This window comes from Roseococcus sp. (genome assembly GCF_965227005.1).
Lineage (GTDB): Bacteria > Pseudomonadota > Alphaproteobacteria > Acetobacterales > Acetobacteraceae > Roseococcus.
Window position 1 is genome coordinate 363,749 of record NZ_CBDDFJ010000037.1, and the last position, 19,731, is coordinate 383,479.

General features: G+C 69.5%; 16 protein-coding genes. 9 read left to right on the forward strand and 7 right to left on the reverse strand.

The window, feature by feature from the left end; genetic code table 11:
• The first annotated feature begins 35 nt into the window (after window positions 1-35).
• A complete protein-coding gene (locus tag ACO057_RS21480) occupies window positions 36-1,925 on the forward strand; it encodes a hypothetical protein (RefSeq protein WP_421995315.1) in 1,890 nt (629 codons plus the stop codon).
• 85 nt (window positions 1,926-2,010) lie between these two features.
• Here the strand turns inward: ACO057_RS21480 and ACO057_RS21485 are convergent, their stop codons facing one another.
• Window positions 2,011-3,597, reverse strand: a complete 1,587-nt coding sequence (locus tag ACO057_RS21485) for an ABC transporter substrate-binding protein (protein ID WP_421995317.1) — start codon at window positions 3,595-3,597, stop codon at window positions 2,011-2,013.
• Window positions 3,598-3,651: 54 nt separating this feature from the next.
• On the reverse strand, window positions 3,652-4,350 hold the full coding sequence (locus tag ACO057_RS21490; protein ID WP_421995319.1) for an N-acetylmuramoyl-L-alanine amidase family protein: 699 nt from the start codon (window positions 4,348-4,350) through the stop codon (window positions 3,652-3,654).
• A 736-nt stretch (window positions 4,351-5,086) separates the two neighbouring features.
• Between ACO057_RS21490 and ACO057_RS21495 the strand changes: the two genes are divergently transcribed.
• Complete coding sequence (locus tag ACO057_RS21495; RefSeq protein ID WP_421995321.1) at window positions 5,087-7,879, forward strand: Rne/Rng family ribonuclease; 2,793 nt, start codon at window positions 5,087-5,089, stop codon at window positions 7,877-7,879.
• Window positions 7,876-8,670 carry an enoyl-CoA hydratase/isomerase family protein gene (locus ACO057_RS21500; RefSeq protein ID WP_421995323.1) on the forward strand — a complete coding sequence of 265 codons (795 nt, stop codon included), beginning with the start codon at window positions 7,876-7,878 and terminating at the stop codon, window positions 8,668-8,670. Before ACO057_RS21495 ends, ACO057_RS21500 begins: the two co-directional genes overlap by 4 nt.
• A 27-nt stretch (window positions 8,671-8,697) precedes the next feature.
• Here ACO057_RS21500 and ACO057_RS21505 read toward each other — a convergent pair whose 3' ends face one another.
• The 3 genes from ACO057_RS21505 to ACO057_RS21515 form a co-directional block, all read right to left on the reverse strand.
• Window positions 8,698-9,066 (reverse strand): hypothetical protein, encoded by a 369-nt coding sequence (locus ACO057_RS21505; RefSeq protein WP_421995325.1) that lies wholly within the window; start codon window positions 9,064-9,066, stop codon window positions 8,698-8,700.
• 46 nt (window positions 9,067-9,112) lie between these two features.
• Window positions 9,113-10,531, reverse strand: coding sequence for a pyruvate kinase (gene pyk, locus ACO057_RS21510; RefSeq protein WP_421995570.1), 1,419 nt, complete (start codon window positions 10,529-10,531; stop codon window positions 9,113-9,115).
• 297 nt (window positions 10,532-10,828) lie between these two features.
• On the reverse strand, window positions 10,829-12,130 hold the full coding sequence (locus tag ACO057_RS21515; RefSeq protein ID WP_421995327.1) for a glycerate kinase type-2 family protein: 1,302 nt from the start codon (window positions 12,128-12,130) through the stop codon (window positions 10,829-10,831).
• A 126-nt stretch (window positions 12,131-12,256) separates the two neighbouring features.
• Between ACO057_RS21515 and ACO057_RS21520 the strand changes: the two genes are divergently transcribed.
• The 6 genes from ACO057_RS21520 (at window position 12,257) to ACO057_RS21545 (ending at window position 17,350) form a co-directional block, all read left to right on the forward strand.
• Entirely contained in the window at window positions 12,257-13,330 is a 1,074-nt protein-coding gene (locus ACO057_RS21520; protein WP_421995329.1) for a tartrate dehydrogenase, read from the forward strand.
• Window positions 13,331-13,387: 57 nt separating this feature from the next.
• Window positions 13,388-14,365 (forward strand): tripartite tricarboxylate transporter substrate-binding protein, encoded by a 978-nt coding sequence (locus tag ACO057_RS21525; protein ID WP_421995331.1) that lies wholly within the window; start codon window positions 13,388-13,390, stop codon window positions 14,363-14,365.
• 169 nt (window positions 14,366-14,534) lie between these two features.
• Window positions 14,535-15,617 (forward strand): branched-chain amino acid aminotransferase, encoded by a 1,083-nt coding sequence (locus ACO057_RS21530; RefSeq protein WP_421995333.1) that lies wholly within the window; start codon window positions 14,535-14,537, stop codon window positions 15,615-15,617.
• Window positions 15,618-15,746: 129 nt separating this feature from the next.
• Window positions 15,747-16,097, forward strand: a complete 351-nt coding sequence (locus ACO057_RS21535) for a DUF1244 domain-containing protein (protein WP_421995335.1) — start codon at window positions 15,747-15,749, stop codon at window positions 16,095-16,097.
• A gap of 44 nt (window positions 16,098-16,141) precedes the next feature.
• Entirely contained in the window at window positions 16,142-16,441 is a 300-nt protein-coding gene (locus ACO057_RS21540; protein WP_421995337.1) for a DUF2312 domain-containing protein, read from the forward strand.
• A 138-nt stretch (window positions 16,442-16,579) separates the two neighbouring features.
• Complete coding sequence (locus ACO057_RS21545; RefSeq protein WP_421995339.1) at window positions 16,580-17,350, forward strand: TerC family protein; 771 nt, start codon at window positions 16,580-16,582, stop codon at window positions 17,348-17,350.
• Here the strand turns inward: ACO057_RS21545 and ACO057_RS21550 are convergent, their stop codons facing one another.
• Window positions 17,351-18,316 (reverse strand): Bug family tripartite tricarboxylate transporter substrate binding protein, encoded by a 966-nt coding sequence (locus ACO057_RS21550; protein ID WP_421995341.1) that lies wholly within the window; start codon window positions 18,314-18,316, stop codon window positions 17,351-17,353. It abuts the gene before it with no gap.
• 158 nt (window positions 18,317-18,474) lie between these two features.
• Window positions 18,475-19,665 (reverse strand): FAD-dependent oxidoreductase, encoded by a 1,191-nt coding sequence (locus tag ACO057_RS21555; protein ID WP_421995343.1) that lies wholly within the window; start codon window positions 19,663-19,665, stop codon window positions 18,475-18,477.
• Window positions 19,666-19,731: the final 66 nt, after the last annotated feature.

Sequence of the window (19,731 nt, forward strand, 5' to 3'; positions counted from 1 at the left end):
TCCGGACCGGGCCCGTCTGCTGGGCAGGAAATTCCATGTCGCTCCTTCCGTCATCGGTCGACCGAAAGATCCTTGAAGACCAGGTCGTGGCCCTCCGCGAGGCGGGCCGCGACGCCGAGGCGGTGCAGCCTTTGCTCCAGCTTCGCGAGGCCTGGCCCGACCATGCCGCCTATGCCGATCACCTTCTCCAACTCTACATCGCGCTGCGCCGCTGGCCCGAGGCGGAGGAGGCCACCGTCCTCGCGATCGCGCGGCACGGAGCTCCCTTGTCGCGCCTGAACCGGCTTGCGCGATGCCGCTGGCATCTGGGCCAGGCGGCGGAAATCCGGACGATGTTCCTGCCCAGTCCGGGAGGCGCCGTTCCGGATGCCCAGTCGCACCTGCTTCTGGTCCTGGCGTCGTTCGGGCTCGGGGATGTCGCCACCGCTCTTGGCCATCTGGAACAGCTCGTCGAGATGGCGGGCTCCGACATGGCCAAGCACGATAGCGCGCTCAGCCGTCTGCTGGCGGCCAGCGCCGCCAGGGGCGGAGCCGCTCCCTATTTCGCCATCGTCGACGGCGGATCGCGGATCGGCACCGATCGCAACGCTTGGCTCAAGGCGGGCATCAAAGGCGCTGATTTTTTCTCGGATTGGCCGCGCAAGCTCGATTATGCGCGGCAACTGAGGGCCGACGAGCCGCAGGATCCGCAGGCGGCGTTTCATGAGCTCGATGCCCTGATCTCCCTGAGTCGCTTCGACGAGGCGAAGGCAGCGCTCGCCGCGGCCCGGCAGGCGCCTTCAGCCGCCATGCCGGAAGATCGCCTCGAGGGTCTGGCATGCCGTATCGACGCCGCGGAAGGTTGGGTCAGGCACATCGCGCCGTCACGGCCGGAGTTGAGCTTCGAGGCGTTGAACCTCCGGCTCTGCGCCGGTCTGGCGCTGCGTCGTTACGGCGAGGCCCGCGAAGTCGCGGAGCTGGCGATCCGGACTCTCGGCCGCCATTCCTGGTTTCTTTCGGCGCTCGCGCGCTGCAAGCTTGCGACCGGCGAGCCTGAAGAAGGCCTGTTTCTGCTGGCCGAAGCGGCCGATGGCGGAGGCGCCTATCACCTCGTCCGGCTGGCCCAGGCGAGATTGCGCCAGGGGCAACGCGAGGAGGCCCTGGGCCTTGTCCAGAGACTTCAAGGCACCCATTCCGGGGTCTACGCCGTGGAGAAGATGGCGAAGGAACTCGGCGACGTTCCGCCGCCGGTCGCAACGCCGGCGGTCGCCCCCCCTGGCCCCGAAACCTGGCTCCACGGCGGAGATCATGGCGATCTGATCTACGCTCTCGCCGCCATGCAATCGGGCGGCGGCGGGGCGCTCTATCTGACGCCCTATCCGGAAACACGAGACGCCATGGACGAAAGGAAGATCGAGTTCCTGCGTCCGATGTTGCTGGCGCAAAGCTATATAGCCGCCGCCGAACCCTGGCGCGGACAGGCCGTGACGCGCGATTTTCTTCTGATCCGGCAAGGCTGGCGGCCGGATTCCAGTCTTTTCGACGACCACTGGCGTGCCGTGCTTCCCTCGGCGCCGGAGCCAAGGCGTGCCTGGCTCAGCATTCCCGGCCTGTTGCCGCATGGCCGCCCCGTGTTTTCCCGCTCAGGCCGCTATCGCAATCCGGCCTGGGACCCGTTCTGGACCGAATTGAAGGCCTCGGCCCCGGACGCCATTTTCGTGGGAACCCGCTCGGAATTCGACGAGTTCGGCCATGGCGAACATTTCTATGCCGAGGACGCCCTGGCGATGGGGCGAGTGATTGCCGGCGCGTCGATTTTCGTGGGCAATCAATCCTTCCCCTATGCCGTCGCGGAAGGGCTGAAGGTGGGACGCCTCCTGGAGGTGTGTCCGGCCATTCGAAACTGCAGCCTGCCAGGGGCCCTGGCGCTGGCCTTCGATCCCTGAGCCCGCGGCGCCGCCATGCTACAGGCAGGGGCGGGACACCCGTCTTCCCGTCGGGGCGCAGGGGCAAAGCCCCTGCGGTTGTCCGTTACGCGGGGCGCACGCCCATCGCGATCGTGCGCTCGTCCATCCGCGCGGCATAGGTCAGGCCGCGCTTGGTCGCCCAGGTGTGGTTGAGCTGGACCAGCGGCATGATCGGCACCTCGCGCGACACCCAGCGGACCATGTCCTGCAGCGCCTTCTCGCGCTCCGCATTGTCGATGATGGCGACCGCGGCATTGGTCATGCGGTCCAAATCGGCCGAGGAGAAGCGACCGGAATTGCTGGCGCCGGTGCGATTCTCGCGGCTGTAGGTCATCATGATGTTGGTGAGCATGTAGCCGGCCTCGGCCGTCGTGCTGCCCCAGCTCGTCAGGCGGATGGCGAAGTCCTGGCGGTTGCTGCGCGACGAGAAGCTGGCCCAGGGAACCGCCTCCACCTGCGTCTGCACGCCGATGCGCGTCCAGAACTGCGCCACGGCCTGCGCGATGCGGCTGTCGTTGGGGAAGCGGTCGTTGGGCGTGTGAAGCGTCAGCTTGAAGCCGTTGGGATAGCCCGCTTCGGCCAGCAGCCGGCGCGAATGCTCGATATTGGGCGTCGGTACCGCCACGTCGGGCGCATAGCCGAAGGTGCCCGGCGGCAGCCACTGGTTGGTGGCCGTGGCCTGGCCCTCCATCACGCGCTCGGCGATGTTCTGGCGGTTGATGCTGCTGGTCAGCGCCTGGCGGACGCGCACGTCCTTGAAGGGATTGACCGGCAGGGGCTGGCCGTTGTTGTCGGTGACGAAGGGCAGGTTCCCGTCGCGCGAGAAGTCCGGCATCAGATAGGCGCAGCGCAGGCCGACCGTCTCCGCGATGGAGCTCTTGGGATCGCGCTTCAGCCGTGCCAGATCGCTGCTTGCCACCTGGTCGATCATGTCGAGATCGCCGGAGAGCAGCGCGGCCGAACGCGCGGCGTCATTGGCGATGAAGCGGTAGGAAACGCGGGCCCAGGGCTCGCGGGCGCCCCAATAGTCGTCGTTGCGGGCGAGCTCGGTGCGGTTGTTGGGCTCGTAGCTGACGAACTTGTAGGGGCCGGTGCCGATGGCGGCCTTGCCGCTGTTGTAGTCCTCGGTCGAGGCGCCTTCGCCCACATGCTTGGAGATGACGAAGATGGCGGCGAGATCCGTCGGCAGGATCGGGTTGGGGGCGTGCGTGTGGAAGCGCATGGTCAGCGGATCGACGATCTCGATCCGCTTGAGGCTGCGCAGGAAGCCGCCGAAGCCGCCCGGGCTGTTGGGCACGTTGGGCGCGCGGCCATAGGTGAAGGCGACGTCCTCGGCGGTGAAGGGGCGGCCGTCATGCCACTTCACGCCCTCGCGCAGCTTGAACTCCCAAAGCGTCGGCTCGATCACGCGCCAGGAGGTGGCGAGGCCCGGGACGAACTTCGCGTCCGGCGTGCGGTCCACCAGCGCCTGGAAGATGTGCAGCGCGAGGGAGGAATTGGGCGCGGCATTGAAGAAATGCGGGTCGATCGAGGTGATGGAGCCACCCGTGGCGATGGTCAGGGTGCGGTCGGCCTGGGCGGAGGCGAGCGTCGGGGCGGCCGCGCCGGCAAGGGCGGCGGCGCCAAGGGCGCGGCGGCTGAACATGGTCATGGAGGCTCCTCCAGTCGGGGAAAGGTGGAGGACTTGTTAGCCCCATAGCCAGGGTCAGGCCAAGCTGCGATGCCCGATGAAGCCGTGCACCGCCTCGGTCAAAGCCGCCGCCAGCTTGGAGCGGTGATTGGCCCGGCGCAGCAGCGCCTCGTCCTGCGGATTGGAGAGGAAGCCGCATTCCACCAGGGCCGCCGGCACGTCGGGCGCCTTCAGTACGACGAACTGCGCCCGGCGCAGGGGTTGGTTGAGCAGCGCGACCTCACCGTCCAGCGCGTTCACCGCCAGGCGCGCCAGCCGTTCGGAGCCCGCCCGCGTCTCGCGACGCATGAGGCTGAGCAGGATGCGCTGCACCTCCGGCGAGACGGAGGGCAGGCGGAGACCGCCGGCGCGGTCGGCCAGGTTCTCGCGCCGGGCGAGGGCGGCGGCCAGGGAATCGGTGGCCGTTTCGGACACCGTGTAGACGGAGGCGCCGCGCAGGGTCCGCGACTGGCCGGCCGGCATGGCGTCGGCATGGATGGAGAGCAGGAGGGCCGCCTCGCGGCTGCGGGCGATCTCGACGCGCCGGGCCAGGGGCACGAAGACGTCGGAGGTGCGGGTTAGCGCGACGCGACAGCGGCCGCCCACCTCCAGCATGCGCTTGAGCTCGAGCGCGATGGGCAAGGTAATGCGCTTTTCCTGGGTGCCGTTGGGGCCGATGGCTCCCGGATCGGCCCCGCCATGGCCGGGGTCGAGCAGGACCAGCGGCAGGCGCAACAGGTCACGGGAAGGCGGTGCACGCCGGCGCGGCGCGGCACGCGTCTGTGCGTCTGCTCCGGGCGTCAGGGCCAGACCCATCAGCGCCGCGAGCCAAGCTCTGCGATCCAAAACCCCCATAGGCCGCAACCCCCATCGCGGTGAGGCATGTTTACCGAGAAAAGGCGTGTAAATCCAGAGGAACTGCTTCCTGGACGGGCAGGACGCATTGCCTTTGGGCAGGGAAATATGACGCAAGCGGATCATAAGGACCGGACTTGTCCACAGGCCGCCTTGTGAGGCCTGTCCCGTCCGCCTATGCTGACTTGCCCCAGCGATAGGTGCTGCGGGCGGAACAGGGGCAGTTGGCGCGGTTTGCGCGCCGAGCCCCGGTCGCGGTCCGCCGGATGGACGCCCCCATGGACCTTCCAGGGGAGACGCTCCGAAGAAAGGGCCCCACCCGTTCCGCCGGCGTGCCCGCGGTGCAGGCTGGCCTCGCAGTGACGCGCTTGTCCCGCCTGCCGCAATATCGCCCGCCCGTGAAGGGCGCACATCCGTGGGGGCGAGTCATTGGGCGCGACGCCCCGTTGCCTGCCGGCCGCCTCCGCGGCGCAGGACAAGGGCCGCTCCCCCGAGTGAGGACGCAAGCGCATGTCTAGGACATCGCCGCCGGTCGGCCCGCACGCGGAATCCACACACCTTTTCCGCCGCCGGCCGGGTGCTCGCATGCCCCGCCGCGGTGCGGAGTTTTTCTCACATGACCAAGCGCATGTTGATCGACGCGGCCCATCCGGAAGAAACCCGGGTCGTCGTGATGGATGGCCATCGGGTCGATGAATTCGACCTGGAGGCCGCCAACCGGCTGCCTCTCAAGGGCAATATCTACCTCGCCCGCGTCGTTCGCGTGGAGCCGAGTCTTCAGGCCGCCTTCGTCGAATACGGCGGCAATCGCCATGGCTTCCTGGCCTTCGGCGAAATCCACCCCGATTATTACCAGATCCCCGTCGCCGACCGTCAGCGGCTGATCGAGGCGCAGGAGGCCGAGGCCCGCGAGGATGCCGAGGCCGAGGCCCGCGACGATGAGCGCCGGGCCCAGGCCCAGGCCGCCCGCGCGGCCGCCCAGGCCTCGCGCGTCGCCAAGGCCGAGGCCGCCGGCGAGGAAGCACCGGCGGAGGAGAATCCCGTCGAGGAGCTCCCCGAAGCCCTTCCGGAAGAGCTGACCTCCGAACAGCCCACCGCCGAGGAGATGGAAGCCGACATCGTCGCCCAGCTCGAATCCCAGGGTCAGCCGGATGCGGCCGAATCGGATGACGAGAACGGCAGCCGCGTCGAGATCCTGCCCCCCTCCGACGCGCCGCCGCCCGAGACCATCGGCGAATCGGCCGGCGATGCCGAGGGCGAAGCCGAGGCCGAGCAGGAGGAGGAGCGCCGCGAGCGCCGCTCCACCCCGCGCTTCCTGCGCAACTACAAGATCCAGGAGGTCATCCGCCGCCGGCAGGTCCTCCTCATCCAGGTCGTGAAGGAAGAGCGCGGCACCAAGGGCGCGGCGCTCACCACCTATATCTCTCTCGCCGGCCGCTTCTCGGTGCTGATGCCCAACAGCCCGCGCGGCGGCGGCGTCTCCCGCAAGATCACCTCCAGTTCCGACCGCCGCCGCCTGCGCGAGGTGATTGAGGAGCTGGAGATGCCGCATGGCATGTCGCTCATCGTCCGCACCGCGGGCGCCCAGCGGCCCAAGCCCGAGATCCGGCGCGACTGCGAATACCTGCTGCGCCTGTGGGACGACATCCGCGAGCGGACGCTGACCAGCACGGCGCCGGCGCTGATCTACGAAGAGGCCGACCTCATCAAGCGGTCCATCCGCGACGGCTATGCCCGCGACATGGACGAGATCATCGTCGAGGGCGATGCGGCCTACAGCCAGGCGCGCGAGTTCATGCGCATGCTGATGCCCGAGCACGCCCGCAAGATTCAGGCCTATCGCGACGGCACCGTGCCGCTCTTCTCGCGCTTCCAGGCCGAGGCGCAGCTCGATGCGATGCACGAGCCGAACGTGCAGCTCCGCTCGGGCGGCTACCTGGTCATCAACCAGACCGAGGCGCTGGTCGCCATCGACGTGAACTCCGGCCGCTCGACGCGTGAGCGGAGCATCGAGGACACCGCTCTGCGGACGAACCTCGAGGCCGCCGACGAGGTCGCCCGGCAGCTGCGCCTGCGCGATCTCGCGGGCCTGATCGTCATCGACTTCATCGACATGGACTCCAACCGTCACAACGCGATGGTGGAGAAGCGGATGAAGGACGCGTTGCGGACCGACCGCGCGCGCATCCAGGTCGGCCGCATCAGCCATTTCGGCCTGCTGGAGCTGTCGCGCCAGCGCCTGCGCCCGTCGCTGGCCGAGACGACCTTCGTCACCTGCCCGCATTGCCTGGGTCGCGGCACCGTCCGCGGCCTGGAGAGCAGCGCGCTCGCCGTGCTCCGCGCGGTCGAGGAGGAGTGCGCCAAGCGCCGCGCCGCCGAGATCACCGTGCGCGTGACCTCGGCCGCCGCGCTCTATCTGCTGAACAAGAAGCGCGATCGCCTGGCCGATATCGAAGGCCGCTGGGGCGTCTCCGTCCTGTTCGACCCGGACGACACGCTGCACGGCGCGGAGACGCGCATCGAGCGCAGCAAGGTGCCGCCCGCGCCGATCGAGGAGGGGCGTCCCGCCGCGCTGCGCATGGACTATGCCGCCGAGGAAGAGGCCGCCGCCGTCGTGGAGGAGGCCGAGGAGACCGAGGCCACCGAGACCACGGATGCCGCCGAAGCCGGGATGACAGAGGAGGAGCGGGCCCGCCGTCCGCGCCGCCGCCGTCGTGGCCGTGGCCGCCGCGAGGGTGGACCGGAGCGTGCGGATGGTGCCGAGGAGGGCGCGGAAGCGTCGGCCGAAGGCGCGTCCGAGACGGAAGTCGACGCCGAGGACGCCCCGCCGGCCGAGGCCGATGCGGAAGCCGAACCCTCCGAGAGCGACGAGTCGGCGCGCCGCCGCCGTGGCCGTCGCGGCGGTCGTCGCCGGCGTGAGGGCGAAGGCCCCGTGGCCGAGGCTGAGGCCGAGGCGCCGGAGGCTCCCGTGGGCTATGCCGGCCCGACGCCCGCCGATCCCTTCGCCAATACCTCGGACAGCCTGATGGCGGCGATGGATGCGGCCGAAGCCGCCGCCGAAGCGGCCCTAGCCCCGCGCCCTGCTGTCGAGGCGGTTGCCGTGCCGGAGATCGAGCCGATCGAAGCGGTGTCCGTCGCGGTGGAAGCGCCGGTCGCCGAGGTCGTGGTCGCGGCTCCCGAGCCGGTGGCCGAGCCAGTCGCTGCGGAACCCGTCGCTGCCGGGCCGGCGGTTGCCGAAGCCGCCGCCATCGAGGTTCCGAAGCCCGAGCCTGCCCCCGAGCCGGTCGTCGCCGCGGCGAAGCCCGAGCCGGTGGCGGAGACCGTCATCGGTCCGGCCATCCAGCCCAAGACGGTTGAGGAAGCGGCGGCCGGCGCCGCGCCCCGCCGTGGTGGCTGGTGGAAGCGTTGAGCGGCACGGAGCCGCCGGTCCTCGTTCGTCGCGAGGGGCCGGTGGTTCATGTGACGCTCAACCGTCCCGCCCGCCGCAATGCGATCGGCGGCGGGATGGGCGAGGCGCTCGACGAGCTCATCGCCGAACTGCGCGGCTCGTCCGAGGCGCGCATCGTGGTGCTGCGAGGGGCCGGCGGGCATTTCTGCGCCGGTCTCGATCTCACCGAGATGGCGCAGGGCACCCCCGAGGAGCGGCTGGCGGCGCAGCTCACGCGCAACCGCCGCATCGGCGCGCGCTTCCAGGAGCTGTCGGAGCTGCCGCAGGTGGTGATCTCGGCGATCGAGGGCGCGGCGCATGCCGGTGGCCTAGGCTTCGTCTGCTGCTCGGACATCGCCTTCGCGAGCGCCGAGGCGAAGTTCTCGGCGCCCGAGACGCGGCGCGGGCTGGTGGCGGCGCAGATCTTGCCCTGGGTCGCGCGGCGCATCGGCCGTTCGAACGCCACGCGCATGGTGCTGGAGGCCAATGTCATCGACTCGGCCACGGCGCTGCGCTGGGGGTTGGTACATGAGGTCGGCGCGGATCGCGCCGCGCTCGACGCGCTGGTGGAGCGGAGCGTGGCGCTGATCCTGGAGGGCGCGCCGGGCGCGCTCGCCGAGACCAAGGGCCTGCTGGCCGCGCTCGGCCCGCTGGCGCCGGAAAGCTATGCGGAGATGGGGGCCAAGGCCTTCGCGCGCACGGGCTCCGGCCCGGAGGCGGTGGAGGGCATCGCGGCCTTCAAGGAAAAGCGGAAGCCGAACTGGGCAGCATAGCCGCCCAGCGTCTGAGGGCGAAGAACGCTAGGGCCGGAAGCGAAGCGTCTCCGTGCCGCCACCGAAGGCACCCATGATCGTCCATTGGCCGACCATCTCGCCATCGGGCTTGATCTCATAGATGCCCATGCTCGGCTGGTTGCCCAGGCTGAACGCCGTGGCGAAGGTCAGGCCGCTGACCATGCCCACGCCCTCGATCGTCTCGGTGCCGATCGTCCAGGTCAGGCGGAAGCTGAGCAGGCCGATCTGCTCGAGCAGCAGGGTGCCGGTGTATTGCGCGCCATCGGGATTGGCGCCCGTGACGTCATAGGTCCCGGCGCGCTGCGCCGCGGCCGGATGCGCTGCCCCCAGGCCCAGTCCGAGAGCCAGGATCGCGGCCAAGATCAGTCGCTTCATCGACACACCAGTCCCTCAGGCGAGCGGCCGACGGGACCGCTTGCGGCTATTTCACGATGGCGACCCGCAACGAGTTGGTGGATCCCGGCGTCCCGAAGGGCACGCCTGCCGTCACCACCACCTCGTCGCCGGGCTGCACGAAGCCTTCCTGCTGTGCCGCCCGGCAGGCTCGCGCCACCATTTCCGTCATGGAGTGGATATCCTGAACCACCAGCGGATGCACCCCCCAGACGACGGCGAGCCGGCGCGAGGACTGCACGAGCGGTGTCAGGCCCAGGATCGGGCAATGCGGCCGCTCCCGCGCGGCGCGCAGCGTGGTGGAGCCAGTGCTGGTGAAGGTGGCGATGACCTCGGCGTCGATGGTCTGGGCCACCTGGCGTGCGGCGGCGGCGATGGCGCCGGAGCTGGTGCTCTCCGGCGCGGGGCGATTCGCGTCGGTCTGGGCGCGCCAGTCGGGGTCCTGCTCCACCCGGGCCACGATACGGTCCATGATGTTCACGGCTTCCAGCGGGAATTGTCCGGCGGCCGTCTCGGCCGAGAGCATCACCGCATCGGCCCCGTCGAAGACGGCGGTCGCGACGTCCGAGGCCTCGGCGCGGGTGGGCGAGGGCGAGGTGATCATGCTCTCCAGCATCTGGGTCGCGACCACGACCGGCTTGCCAAGCTTGCGGGCCGCGCGGACGATGCGCTTCTGGACGAGCGGCACCTCCTCGGGCGGCATCTCCACGCCGAGATCGCCGCGGGCGACCATGACGCAGTCGGTCAGCTCCAGGATGGCGTCGAGGTTCTCGACCGCCTGGGGCTTCTCCATCTTCACCATGACCCAGGCGCGGCCGGCGCAGATGGCCTTGGCCTCCGCCACGTCCTCGGGGCGCTGCACGAAGGACAGCCCGATATATTCGACGCCGAGCGGCAGCACGAAGTCGAGATCCGCGCGGTCCTTGGCGGTCAGCGCCGGGATGGGCAGGGCCACATCCGGCACGTTCACGCCCTTGCGGTCCGACAGCGCGCCGCCGACCACGACCTCCGTCTCCAGGTGGTCGTTCTCCACCTGGCGGACCACGCGCAGCCGCAGCTTGCCGTCGTCCAGCAGCAGGGTCGTGCCGATGCGCGCGGCGTTGATGATCTCGGGATGCGGCAGCTGGACGCGCTTCACGTCGCCGGGGGTGGGGTTGAGGTCGAGGCGGAAGCGGCTGCCGGTGGCGAGCTGGATCCGGCCCGCGCCGAACTTCCCGACGCGCAGCTTCGGGCCCTGGACGTCGGCGAGGATGCCGATGGGCCGGCCGGTCTTGCGCTCCACCTCGCGGATGATGGCGATGCGGGCGGCGTGGTCCTCATGGCTGCCATGGCTGAAATTGAGGCGGAAGACGTCGGCGCCCTGGCGGAAGAGCTTCTCGATCATCTCCAGCGAGGAGCTGGCCGGGCCGAGGGTGGCGATGATCTTGGTGCGGCGGTGGCGGCGCATGGGGATGCGCGGGCGCACGGAGTTCTCCGAAGCGCGCGGGGCCGGTGGCGGCGCGCCGGGGGAGCGGAGCGATTCGGCCTCGATGCCGAAAAGTTCGGCCACGTCGTCCACCCGGTCGGTGGGGACGCGCTTCCACTGGCTGACGGCCGCCGTGGAGATGTTGAGGGCGGTGGCGATGCGGGTGACCGCTCCGCGACGGGCGAGGATATCTTCAAGGACGGGATCGCGCATGCGGCTTACGTTATCATTCATAAGCCAGACCGCAAGCTAAACCTGAGATGACTTCCGGTTGCTAAGTTAAGTAACCAGCAGAATGCGCACGTCATTGACGTTGGTAAGGGTGGGGCCGGTGCGGATCAGGCTGCCCGCGGCCTCGAAGACATCGTAGCTGCGATGCGCGGCCAGGGCCGTGCGCGGATCCAGCCCGGCCTGGCGCGCCGCCTCCAATGTGCCGGGCCCGGCAATGGCCCCCGCCGCGTCGGACTTGCCATCGATCCCATCCGTATCGGCGCAGAGCGCCCAGGTCCCCACCGCGCCGTTCAGCGCCAGCGCCATGCCGAGCAGGCATTCGGTCCCGCGCCCGCCAGCGCCCTGGGTGCCGGGCGCCATGGTGACGGTGGTCTCGCCGCCGGAGAGCAGCACGCAGGGCGCGCCGAGGGGCAAGGCATGGGCCGCCACGCTCCGGGCGATGCCGGCCAGCGCCTGGCCGACGGTGCGGGCCTCGCCCTCCAGCGCATCGCCGAGGATGAGGGGGGTGAGGCCCAGGCCGCGCGCCGTCTCGGACATGGCCTGCAGGGCCATCAGCGGGGTCGCGATCATGCGCAATTCGTGATGGGCGAGGCGCGGGTCGCCGGGCTTGGGCGTCTCGTCGCGGCCCTCGGCGAGGTGGCGCATCGCGGCCTCGGGCAGGGGCATCCTGTAGTGGGCGACGAGGGCGCGTGCCTCGGCGAAGGTCGAGGGATCGGCCACGGTGGGGCCGGAGGCGATGACCTCGGGGTCGTCGCCCGGCACGTCGGAGATGGCCAGGGTCAGCACCCGCGCGGGTCCGGCCGCCAGGGCCAGCCGCCCGCCCGAGAAGGCGGAGAGATGCTTGCGGATGCAGTTCATCTCATGGATGGGTGCGCCGGAATCCAGCAGGGCCTGGTTCACGGCGATGAGCTCCTCCAGCGTCAGCCCCTCGGCCGGAAAGGTGGAGAGCGAGGAGCCGCCGCCCGAGATCAGCGCCAGCACGAGATCGTCCGCCGTCAGGCCGCGCACGGCCCCCAGGATCTCGGCCGCCGCCGCCGCGCCTGCGGCGTCGGGGCGGGGATGGGCGCCGAAGCGCAGCGCGATGCGGCGATGAGACGGCGGGTCGGGCAGGTCCGCGCCATGGGGGGCGATGACGAGGCCGCTCAGCGCCACCTCGGGCCAGGCACGCTCCACCGCCAGGGCCATCTTGGCCGCGGCCTTGCCGGCGCCGACCACGACGACGCGGCCTTGTCTCGGCGGCTCGGGCAGATGCGCGGCCAGGACGGCGAGCGGATCCGCCGCGCTCACCCCCGCCTCGAACAAGGTCCGCAGGGCCGATACCGCCCGCGCCTCGGTCCAGTTTGACGTCATCCGACCCTCGATTTCCCTTCCGCATCATGGCCCTGGGGGGAGGGGGCGCGCAATTCCGGCGCCCCATCTTCTTGCCGCGGCGCAATCATGCCAAGAAACCCGGAACCAATCGTCCGAGGAGCCCTCATGCGCAAATATCGCATCGCCGCCATTGCCGGAGACGGGATCGGCAAGGAAGTCATCCCGGCCGGCCTCGAGGTGCTGCGCGCGCTCCAGGCCCGCGCCGGCGACTTCGAGCTGGAGGTGGTGGACTTCCCCTGGGGCAGCGACTTCTACCGCGAGACTGGCCGCATGATGCCGGAAGACGGGCTGCACCAGCTGCGCGGCTTCGACGCCATCTATTTCGGCGCCGTGGGCGACCCGCATCTGCCGGACTCCCTGACGCTCTGGGGCCTGCGCCTCGCGATCTGCCAGGGCTTCGACCAATATGCCAATATCCGCCCGACCCGTGTGCTGGCCGGCCTGCTGAGCCCGCTGCGCGGTGCCGTGCCCGGCTCGATCGACTGGGTGATCGTCCGCGAGAACAGCGAGGGCGAATATGCCGGCCATGGCGGCCGCGCCCATCAGGGCCATGACATCGAGGTCGCGACTGAGACCTCCATCTTCACCCGCGTCGGCGTCGAGCGGATCATGCGCACCGCCTTCCGCATCGCCGCCAGCCGGCCGCGCAAGTTCCTGACGGTCGTCACCAAGTCCAACGCCCAGCGCCACGGCATGGTCTTCTGGGACGAGGTCGCGGCCAGGGTCGCGAAGGACTTCCCCGAGGTGACCTGGGACAAGGAACTGGTGGACGCCATGGCCGCGCGCATGGTGCGCAAGCCGGCCAGCATCGACACCGTGGTCGCCACCAACCTGCATGCCGATATCCTGAGCGACCTCGCGGGCGCCCTGGCCGGCTCGCTGGGCGTGGCGCCGACGGCGAATCTCGATCCCGAGCGGCGCGCGCCCTCGATGTTCGAGCCCATCCACGGCTCGGCCTTCGACATCACGGGCATGGGCATCGCCAATCCGGTCGCCACCTTCTGGACCGCCTGCATGATGCTGGAGCACCTGGGCGAGAGGCCCGCGGCGGACCGGCTGATGCGCGCCATCGAGGTCGCCACGGCCAATGGCGTGGTCACGCCCGATCTCGGCGGCAAGGCCAGGACGCAGGACGTGACGGATGCCGTCGTGGAAGCTATCCGTAGCGCCAACGACTGAGGCCGGCGCCCGGGGCTCATCCTGGAGGCCGGACCTGATAGGTCGAAGGAAACCTCCATGATCGCTCGCCGCGCCGCGCTCGGACTCCCCCTGCTGCTCGCCACCCCGGCTTTGGCCCAGGTGGGGAGTTCAGGGGCCTTTCCCCAGCGGCCGATCAGCCTGCTGATCCCCTTCGCGGCCGGCGGGCCGACCGACATGATCGGCCGGCTCCTGGCGGAGGGCATGTCCAAGGAGCTCGGCCAGCCCGTCGCGGCGGAGAATGTGACGGGCGCGGGCGGGACCATCGCGGCGGCCCGCGTCGCCCAGGCGCGGCCGGACGGCTATAACATCCTCCTCCACCACATCGGCCTGGCCAGCGCGGCGACGCTCTACCGCCGGCTGCCCTTCGACATCCAGCGCGGGCTGGCGCCGCTCGGCGTGGTCTCGCAGACGGGGATGACGCTGGTCGCCCGGCCGGATTTCCCGGCGGCCGACCTCGCCGCCTATATCGAGACGATCCGCCGGCGCGGCGACGAGCTGAATCTCGGCCATAGCGGGCTCGGCGGGTCCAACCAGCTTTGCGCTTTGCTGCTGCAGCATGCGGCGGGCAAGAGCGTGACCAATGTGGTCTTCCGCGGCAGCGCGCCGGCGATCACCGAGCTCATGGCCGGCCGTCTCGACATCACCTGCGACCAGGCGACGGTGACCGCGCCCTTCCTGCGTGACAACCGCATCCGCGGTTATGCGGTGACCACGCCGCAGCGCGTCCCCGGCCTCGAATTGCCGACCACGACGGAGCTGGGCATCCCGCTCACCATGTCGGCCTGGCACGGGCTCTATGCCACGGGCGGCACGCCGCCGGAGGTGCAGCAGCGCCTCGCCCAGGCCATCCGCGCGGCCCTGCACGAGGACCGGCTGAAGACGCGCTTCGCCGAGACCTTCACCACGGTCGCGGCCGATCGTGAGGCGGATCCCGCCTATCACGCGAATTTCCTGACCAGCGAGATCGAGCGGCTGCGCCCGCTGATCCTGGCCGCCGGGCAGTTCGCGGACTGAGTTTTTCGCACCGCAACAAGGGCAGCAACATTGACCTATCCCGCGCGCAGCGCATGGGAGGATTGCCGAGTTTCCCGATATGCGCGGCGTGTTGTTGCTCTAACCTCTGATCACACGCAAGATCATTGCGCGGCGGATCAACGAACCGAAGAAACGAAAAGCGAGTGTCATGACCGAGATCACCATCACGCGGACCCGCAGCCCGGCCGCCAAGCCTGCCGATGCCTCCCTGTCCTTCGGCAAGGTCCTGACGGACCACATGTTCATGATGAACTACACGGCCGGTAAGGGCTGGCATGACGCGCGCGTCGTCCCCTACGGGCCGATCTCGCTCGATCCCGCGACGCAGGTGCTGCATTACGGCCAGGCGATCTTCGACGGGCTGAAGGCCTTCCGCGGCCCCGACGGCCAGATCCGCCTCTTCCGCGCCCAGCGGCACGCCGAGCGGCTGAACAAGTCGGCCCGCGCGCTCTGCATCCCCGAGATGGACGCCGATCTCGTGCGCCGCTCCTTCGAGGCGATCGTGGCGGTGGACAATGAATGGGTGCCGCACGCCCTGGGCACCTCGCTCTACATCCGCCCGACCGTGATCGCGACGGACGTGATGCTCGGCGTGCATCCCTCCAGCACCTACACCTACTTCGTGATCTGCTCGCCCGTGGGCGCCTATTACAAGGAGGGCGTGAAGCCGGTCCGCATCCTGGTGAGCGACAACCACGTGCGCGCGGTGCAGGGCGGCCTCGGCGAGGCCAAGACGGCGGCCAACTACGCCGCCTCGCTCTCGGCGCAGATGGAAGCCGAGGAGGCCGGCTACACCCAGGTGCTCTGGCTGGACGGCGTGGAGCGCAAGTACATCGACGAGGTCGGCACCATGAACATCATGATGCAGATCGGCGATGAGGTGATCACCCCGCCGCTGGCCGGCACCATCCTCGACGGCGTCACGCGCAATTCCTGCCTGCAGCTAATGCGCGACTGGGGGCTGAAGGTCTCCGAGCGCAAGATCTCCATCGACGAGGTGATGGCCGCGGGCCGCGCCGGCACCCTGCGCGAGATGTGGGGCACGGGCACGGCGGCGGTGGTCTCGCCGGTGGGCGAGCTCGGCTACAAGGGCGAGAAGCTGAGCATCGGCAATGGCCATACCGGCATGCTGACGCAGAAGCTCTACGACTCGATCGTGGGCATCCAATACGGCACCCAGGCCGACCCGCATGGCTGGACGAGCGTGGTGAAGCTGCCCGTCGAGGCTTGATTCCCGTCCTCGGACGTCGGCCGGCGGCATCCGCCGCCGGCCGCTTCGCGGCCGGATCCGTCAGGGGCGCGCTTCACGGTTGAATGCGCCGCCCTTTCGCGTATCTCTACGGGACAAGGAGTTCGTCCCATGCCCGCACCGCAGCCTGAAGCCGATCTCGCCCTCGGCGCCGCCGCCACGCTCGACGCCGTCGCCCGCGACCGCATCGAGGCGGCCGCCTTCCGCAAGCTCGTCGCCCATCTGCGCGAGCGCGACGACGTCCAGAACATCGACCTGATGAACCTCGCCGGCTTCTGCCGGAACTGCATGAGCCGCTGGTATCAGGAGGCCGCCGCCGAATCCGGCCTCGCTTTGGAGACGCCCGCCGCGCGCGAGATCGTCTACGGGATGGACTACAAGGCCTGGCAGGCCGCCCACCAGAAGGAGGCCTCGCCTGAGCAGAAGGCCGCTTTCGGCGAGACCATGGCCAAGCACGGGTAGAGGGGCTACCTCCCTCCGCCGATCAGTCTTTCGAGAAAGTTCCCATGTCCGACACCAATGACGATGCCGCGGCCAGCCGCGCCCGGCAGGCCGCGGATCCCGAATCCGATGTGGGCGGCATCGCCGCCGACCGGCTGCGCTCTATCATCGAGCGCATCGAGCGACTGGAAGAGGAGCGCAAGGCGCTCGCCGACGACATCAAGGATATCTATTCCGAGGCGAAGTCCGCCGGCTTCGACGTGAAGGTGGTCCGCCAGATCATCCGTATCCGGAAGCTGGAGCCCGCCGACGTCGAGGAGCAGGAGACGCTGCTCGACCTCTACCGCCGCGCGCTCGGCATGTAAGGCTCCCGTCCGGGCCCGCCCTCGCGGGCCCGGACGATCCGCCGCGGTTGCTTTTGCATCCGAGGCAACCGACCCCCCATGCTAGCATTGCATCCGAAGCGCCGACGCAAGGGAGAATGACGAAGCATGGACGGATTGATGACGCTCGCCGGGGATCCGGCGGCCTGGGTCGCACTCGGCACCCTCATCGTCATGGAAGTCGTGCTCGGCATCGACAACCTGCTCTTCATCTCCATCCTGACCAACAAGCTGCCCGAGCATCAGCGCGCCCGCGCGCGGTTCATCGGCATCGGCGCCGCCCTCGTCCTGCGCCTCGCGCTGCTGAGCCTGGTCTTCGTGATCGTCCAACTCGTCGAGCCGGTGCTGACGCTCTTCGGCCAGTCCTTCTCCTGGCGCGACCTGATCCTCATCGGCGGCGGGCTCTTCCTGGTCTGGAAGGCCACGAAGGAGATCCACCACAATGTCGATCCGGCGCATGCGCCGGATGTCTTCGACGGCGGGGGCAGCGGTGCCGGCGTCGCCGTGGCGGGGGCGGCCTATGCCGCGATCATCGGGCAGATCCTGCTGCTGGACCTGGTCTTCTCGCTCGACAGCATCATCACCGCCGTCGGGATGACGGACCATATCGAGATCATGGTGATCGCCGTCGTCGTCACGGTCGGCGTCATGCTCTTCGCCGCCAATCCGCTCGGCAACTTCATCGCCAAGAATCCCTCGGTGGTGATGCTGGCGCTGTCCTTCCTGCTGATGATCGGCATGACGCTCATCGCCGAGGGCTTCGGGGTGAAGGTGCCCAAGGGCTATGTCTATGCGGCCATGGCCTTCTCGGCGGTGGTCGAGGGGCTGAACATGATCTCGCGGCGGGCCAATGCGCGCAAAGCCGCCGCGAGAATGCCGGTCAGGCGCTGATCATTCCAGCTTGAGCCCCGCCGCGCGGACCAGCTCGCGCCACTGCGGGCCGTCGGCCTCCATCGCCGCGCGCATCTGCGCCGGCGAGGAGCAGACCGGGATCGCGCCCAGCCGCTCCACCGCCGCCTTGAAGGCCGCGTCCTGGCAGGCGCTGACGAGGACCGCGCCCATGCGTTCCACCACCTCGGGCGGCGTGCCGGCCGGGGCGGCGATGCCGTTCCAGGTCTGCGCCTGGAAGCCCGGCAGGCCCTGCTCGGCGATGGTGGGCACGCCCGGCAGCTGCGCCATGCGCTCGGGCCCGGCGATCCCGATCACCTTGATCGCCGGCCCGCCCAGATGCGGGATGATGTCCGAGGGATTGCCGAAATAGGCCCCGACATCGCCGGCGAGCACCGCCTGCATGGCCGGCGCGCCGCCGCGATAGGGCACATGCGTGGCCCGCAGCCCGACGCGGTTCAGCAGCAGCTCCATCGCCAGGTGATTGGAGGAGCCGTTGCCGCCGCTCGAGAAATTCAGCGCGCCGGGATTGGCCCGGACATAGGCGATGAACTCCTCCAGGTTGTTGATGCCCAGCCGCGCGGACACGGCCAGGACCTGCGGGTTCGAGCCCACGATGGAAACGGGTGCGATGTCGCGCGCGGGGTCGACGCTGAGCTGCGCCAGAGCGGGCAGCATCACCATCTGCGAGGCGCTGGCCGTCAGCAGCGTGTAGCCGTCGGGCCGGCTGCGGACCACGTATTCCACCGCGATCATGCCATTGGCGCCGGTGCGGTTCTCGACCACCACGGGCTGGCCGAGCCGGGCCGAGAGCCATTCGGAGGCGAGACGGCCGATCGCGTCGGTGACGCCCCCGGGTGCGAAGGGCACCACCACGCGCAGCGGACGATCGGGGAAGGTCTGGGCCAAAGCGGGGCTCGTGGCGAGCGCGGCGGCGCAGGCGAGAGGGAGTAATCGACGGAGGAACATGGGAGTCCTTTCTGGGTCGAGACAGCCTAGGCCGCTTAACCGCGAGCGAAGAAGCCCCGAAGCGGGAAGTTACATGTCACCAACGATGTACATGAAATCCGTGGGTATTTGTCGGATTCAGAGGCTTCCGCATCGATGGCGCCGCCGGTTCGCCTCGCCTACTCGATTTCGGCCGCGCGCTTCAGGCTGTTCATCATCGACATGCCCATCAGATAGGCATGGGCCTTGGCCGGATCGGAGGCCGCCTCGGCCATGCGGTTGCGGAAATCGGCCTGTTCCTCGGGGGTCTTGGCCTCGAGGTTCTTCTTGTTCTGGATGGTCTGGCGCTGGACATGCTCGACCGTGACGCCGCGGCGCTGGCGGTCGTAACGGTCCAGCACCGCCTCGTCGGCCTCGCCGCGGATCACCCGGGCCAGTTTCTCGACCAGGTTCACCGCGTCATGCACGCCGCCATTGAGGCCCATGCCGCCCAGCGGGTTGTTGATATGCGCGGCGTCGCCGGCCAGGAGCAGCCGGCCCTTGCGGAAGGTGGAGGCCACGCGCTGATGCACGCGGTAGAGGGTGCGGTGCTTGAGCGGATAATCGTCGCGGCCGGCCAGGATGCGGGCGAAGCGGGCGCGGGCGAATTCGTCCGTCTCCGTCTCCTCGTCGGGCACCTCGGCCGCCACGGGGAACATGGCGCGCCACACGCCGGGGACGCGGAGCAGGAAGAACCACTCCTCGGGATCGGCGTAATAGGACACGTCGGCGAGGCCGGGGATGATCGAGGCGAAGTCGAACTCGGTGGAGAGCACCAGGAAGCGCTCAGGCCAGGTGAAGCCCTCGAACTCGATGCCGGCGGATTTGCGCACGGCGCTGCGCGCGCCATCGGCGCCGATGATGTAGCTGCCCTGGATGCGCGTGCCGTCCTCCAGCACCGCCTCCACATGGTCGCCGTGGTCGATCGCGTCGGTGACCTGGGCGTTGAAGCGGATGGCGTAGCCGGGCCTGGTCTGCAGCAGGTCGTGCAGGATGCGCGTGAGCTTGAACTGCTCGCATTGCAGCCGGAAGGGATGGCGCGTGACGTCGGCCAGGATGCCGAAGTCGAATTCCGCGATGAGGCTATGGTCGCGCTGGCGGTATTGCAGGATCGGACCCTTGAGGCCCTGGCGGATCATCTCCGGCGCGGCGCCGAGGTCGTCCAGCATGTCGAGGGTGGGCGCATGGAAGGTGGAGGCGCGCATCTCGGTCGAGATGGTCGGCCCTGCCTCCAGCACCAGGACGGGAATGCCCTCGCGGACCAGCGCGGCCGCGGCCACGAGCCCCACGGGGCCGGCGCCGATGATGAGAACGGGCTTGTTTCCAGGCATCGGCAAGATCATCCGTGGATAGGGCGAAAGTCGTTCGCATTTCATGAGTGGGCAAATGAAGATGTC

What these genes read in the sequence shown, in the direction of transcription:
- ACO057_RS21505 (WP_421995325.1), bottom strand. Translation starts at nt 9,066, where the DNA reads ATGAAGCGACTGATCTTGGCCGCGATCCTGGCTCTCGGACTGGGCCTG.
- ACO057_RS21530 (WP_421995333.1), top strand. Translation starts at nt 14,535, where the DNA reads ATGACCGAGATCACCATCACGCGGACCCGCAGCCCGGCCGCCAAGCCT.
- ACO057_RS21485 (WP_421995317.1), bottom strand. Translation starts at nt 3,597, where the DNA reads ATGACCATGTTCAGCCGCCGCGCCCTTGGCGCCGCCGCCCTTGCCGGC.
- ACO057_RS21520 (WP_421995329.1), top strand. Translation starts at nt 12,257, where the DNA reads ATGCGCAAATATCGCATCGCCGCCATTGCCGGAGACGGGATCGGCAAG.
- ACO057_RS21495 (WP_421995321.1), top strand. Translation starts at nt 5,087, where the DNA reads ATGACCAAGCGCATGTTGATCGACGCGGCCCATCCGGAAGAAACCCGG.
- ACO057_RS21540 (WP_421995337.1), top strand. Translation starts at nt 16,142, where the DNA reads ATGTCCGACACCAATGACGATGCCGCGGCCAGCCGCGCCCGGCAGGCC.
- ACO057_RS21545 (WP_421995339.1), top strand. Translation starts at nt 16,580, where the DNA reads ATGACGCTCGCCGGGGATCCGGCGGCCTGGGTCGCACTCGGCACCCTC.
- ACO057_RS21535 (WP_421995335.1), top strand. Translation starts at nt 15,747, where the DNA reads ATGCCCGCACCGCAGCCTGAAGCCGATCTCGCCCTCGGCGCCGCCGCC.
- ACO057_RS21550 (WP_421995341.1), bottom strand. Translation starts at nt 18,316, where the DNA reads ATGTTCCTCCGTCGATTACTCCCTCTCGCCTGCGCCGCCGCGCTCGCC.
- ACO057_RS21480 (WP_421995315.1), top strand. Translation starts at nt 36, where the DNA reads ATGTCGCTCCTTCCGTCATCGGTCGACCGAAAGATCCTTGAAGACCAG.
- ACO057_RS21515 (WP_421995327.1), bottom strand. Translation starts at nt 12,130, where the DNA reads ATGACGTCAAACTGGACCGAGGCGCGGGCGGTATCGGCCCTGCGGACC.
- pyk (WP_421995570.1), bottom strand. Translation starts at nt 10,531, where the DNA reads ATGCGCCGCCACCGCCGCACCAAGATCATCGCCACCCTCGGCCCGGCC.
- ACO057_RS21555 (WP_421995343.1), bottom strand. Translation starts at nt 19,665, where the DNA reads ATGCCTGGAAACAAGCCCGTTCTCATCATCGGCGCCGGCCCCGTGGGG.
- ACO057_RS21525 (WP_421995331.1), top strand. Translation starts at nt 13,388, where the DNA reads ATGATCGCTCGCCGCGCCGCGCTCGGACTCCCCCTGCTGCTCGCCACC.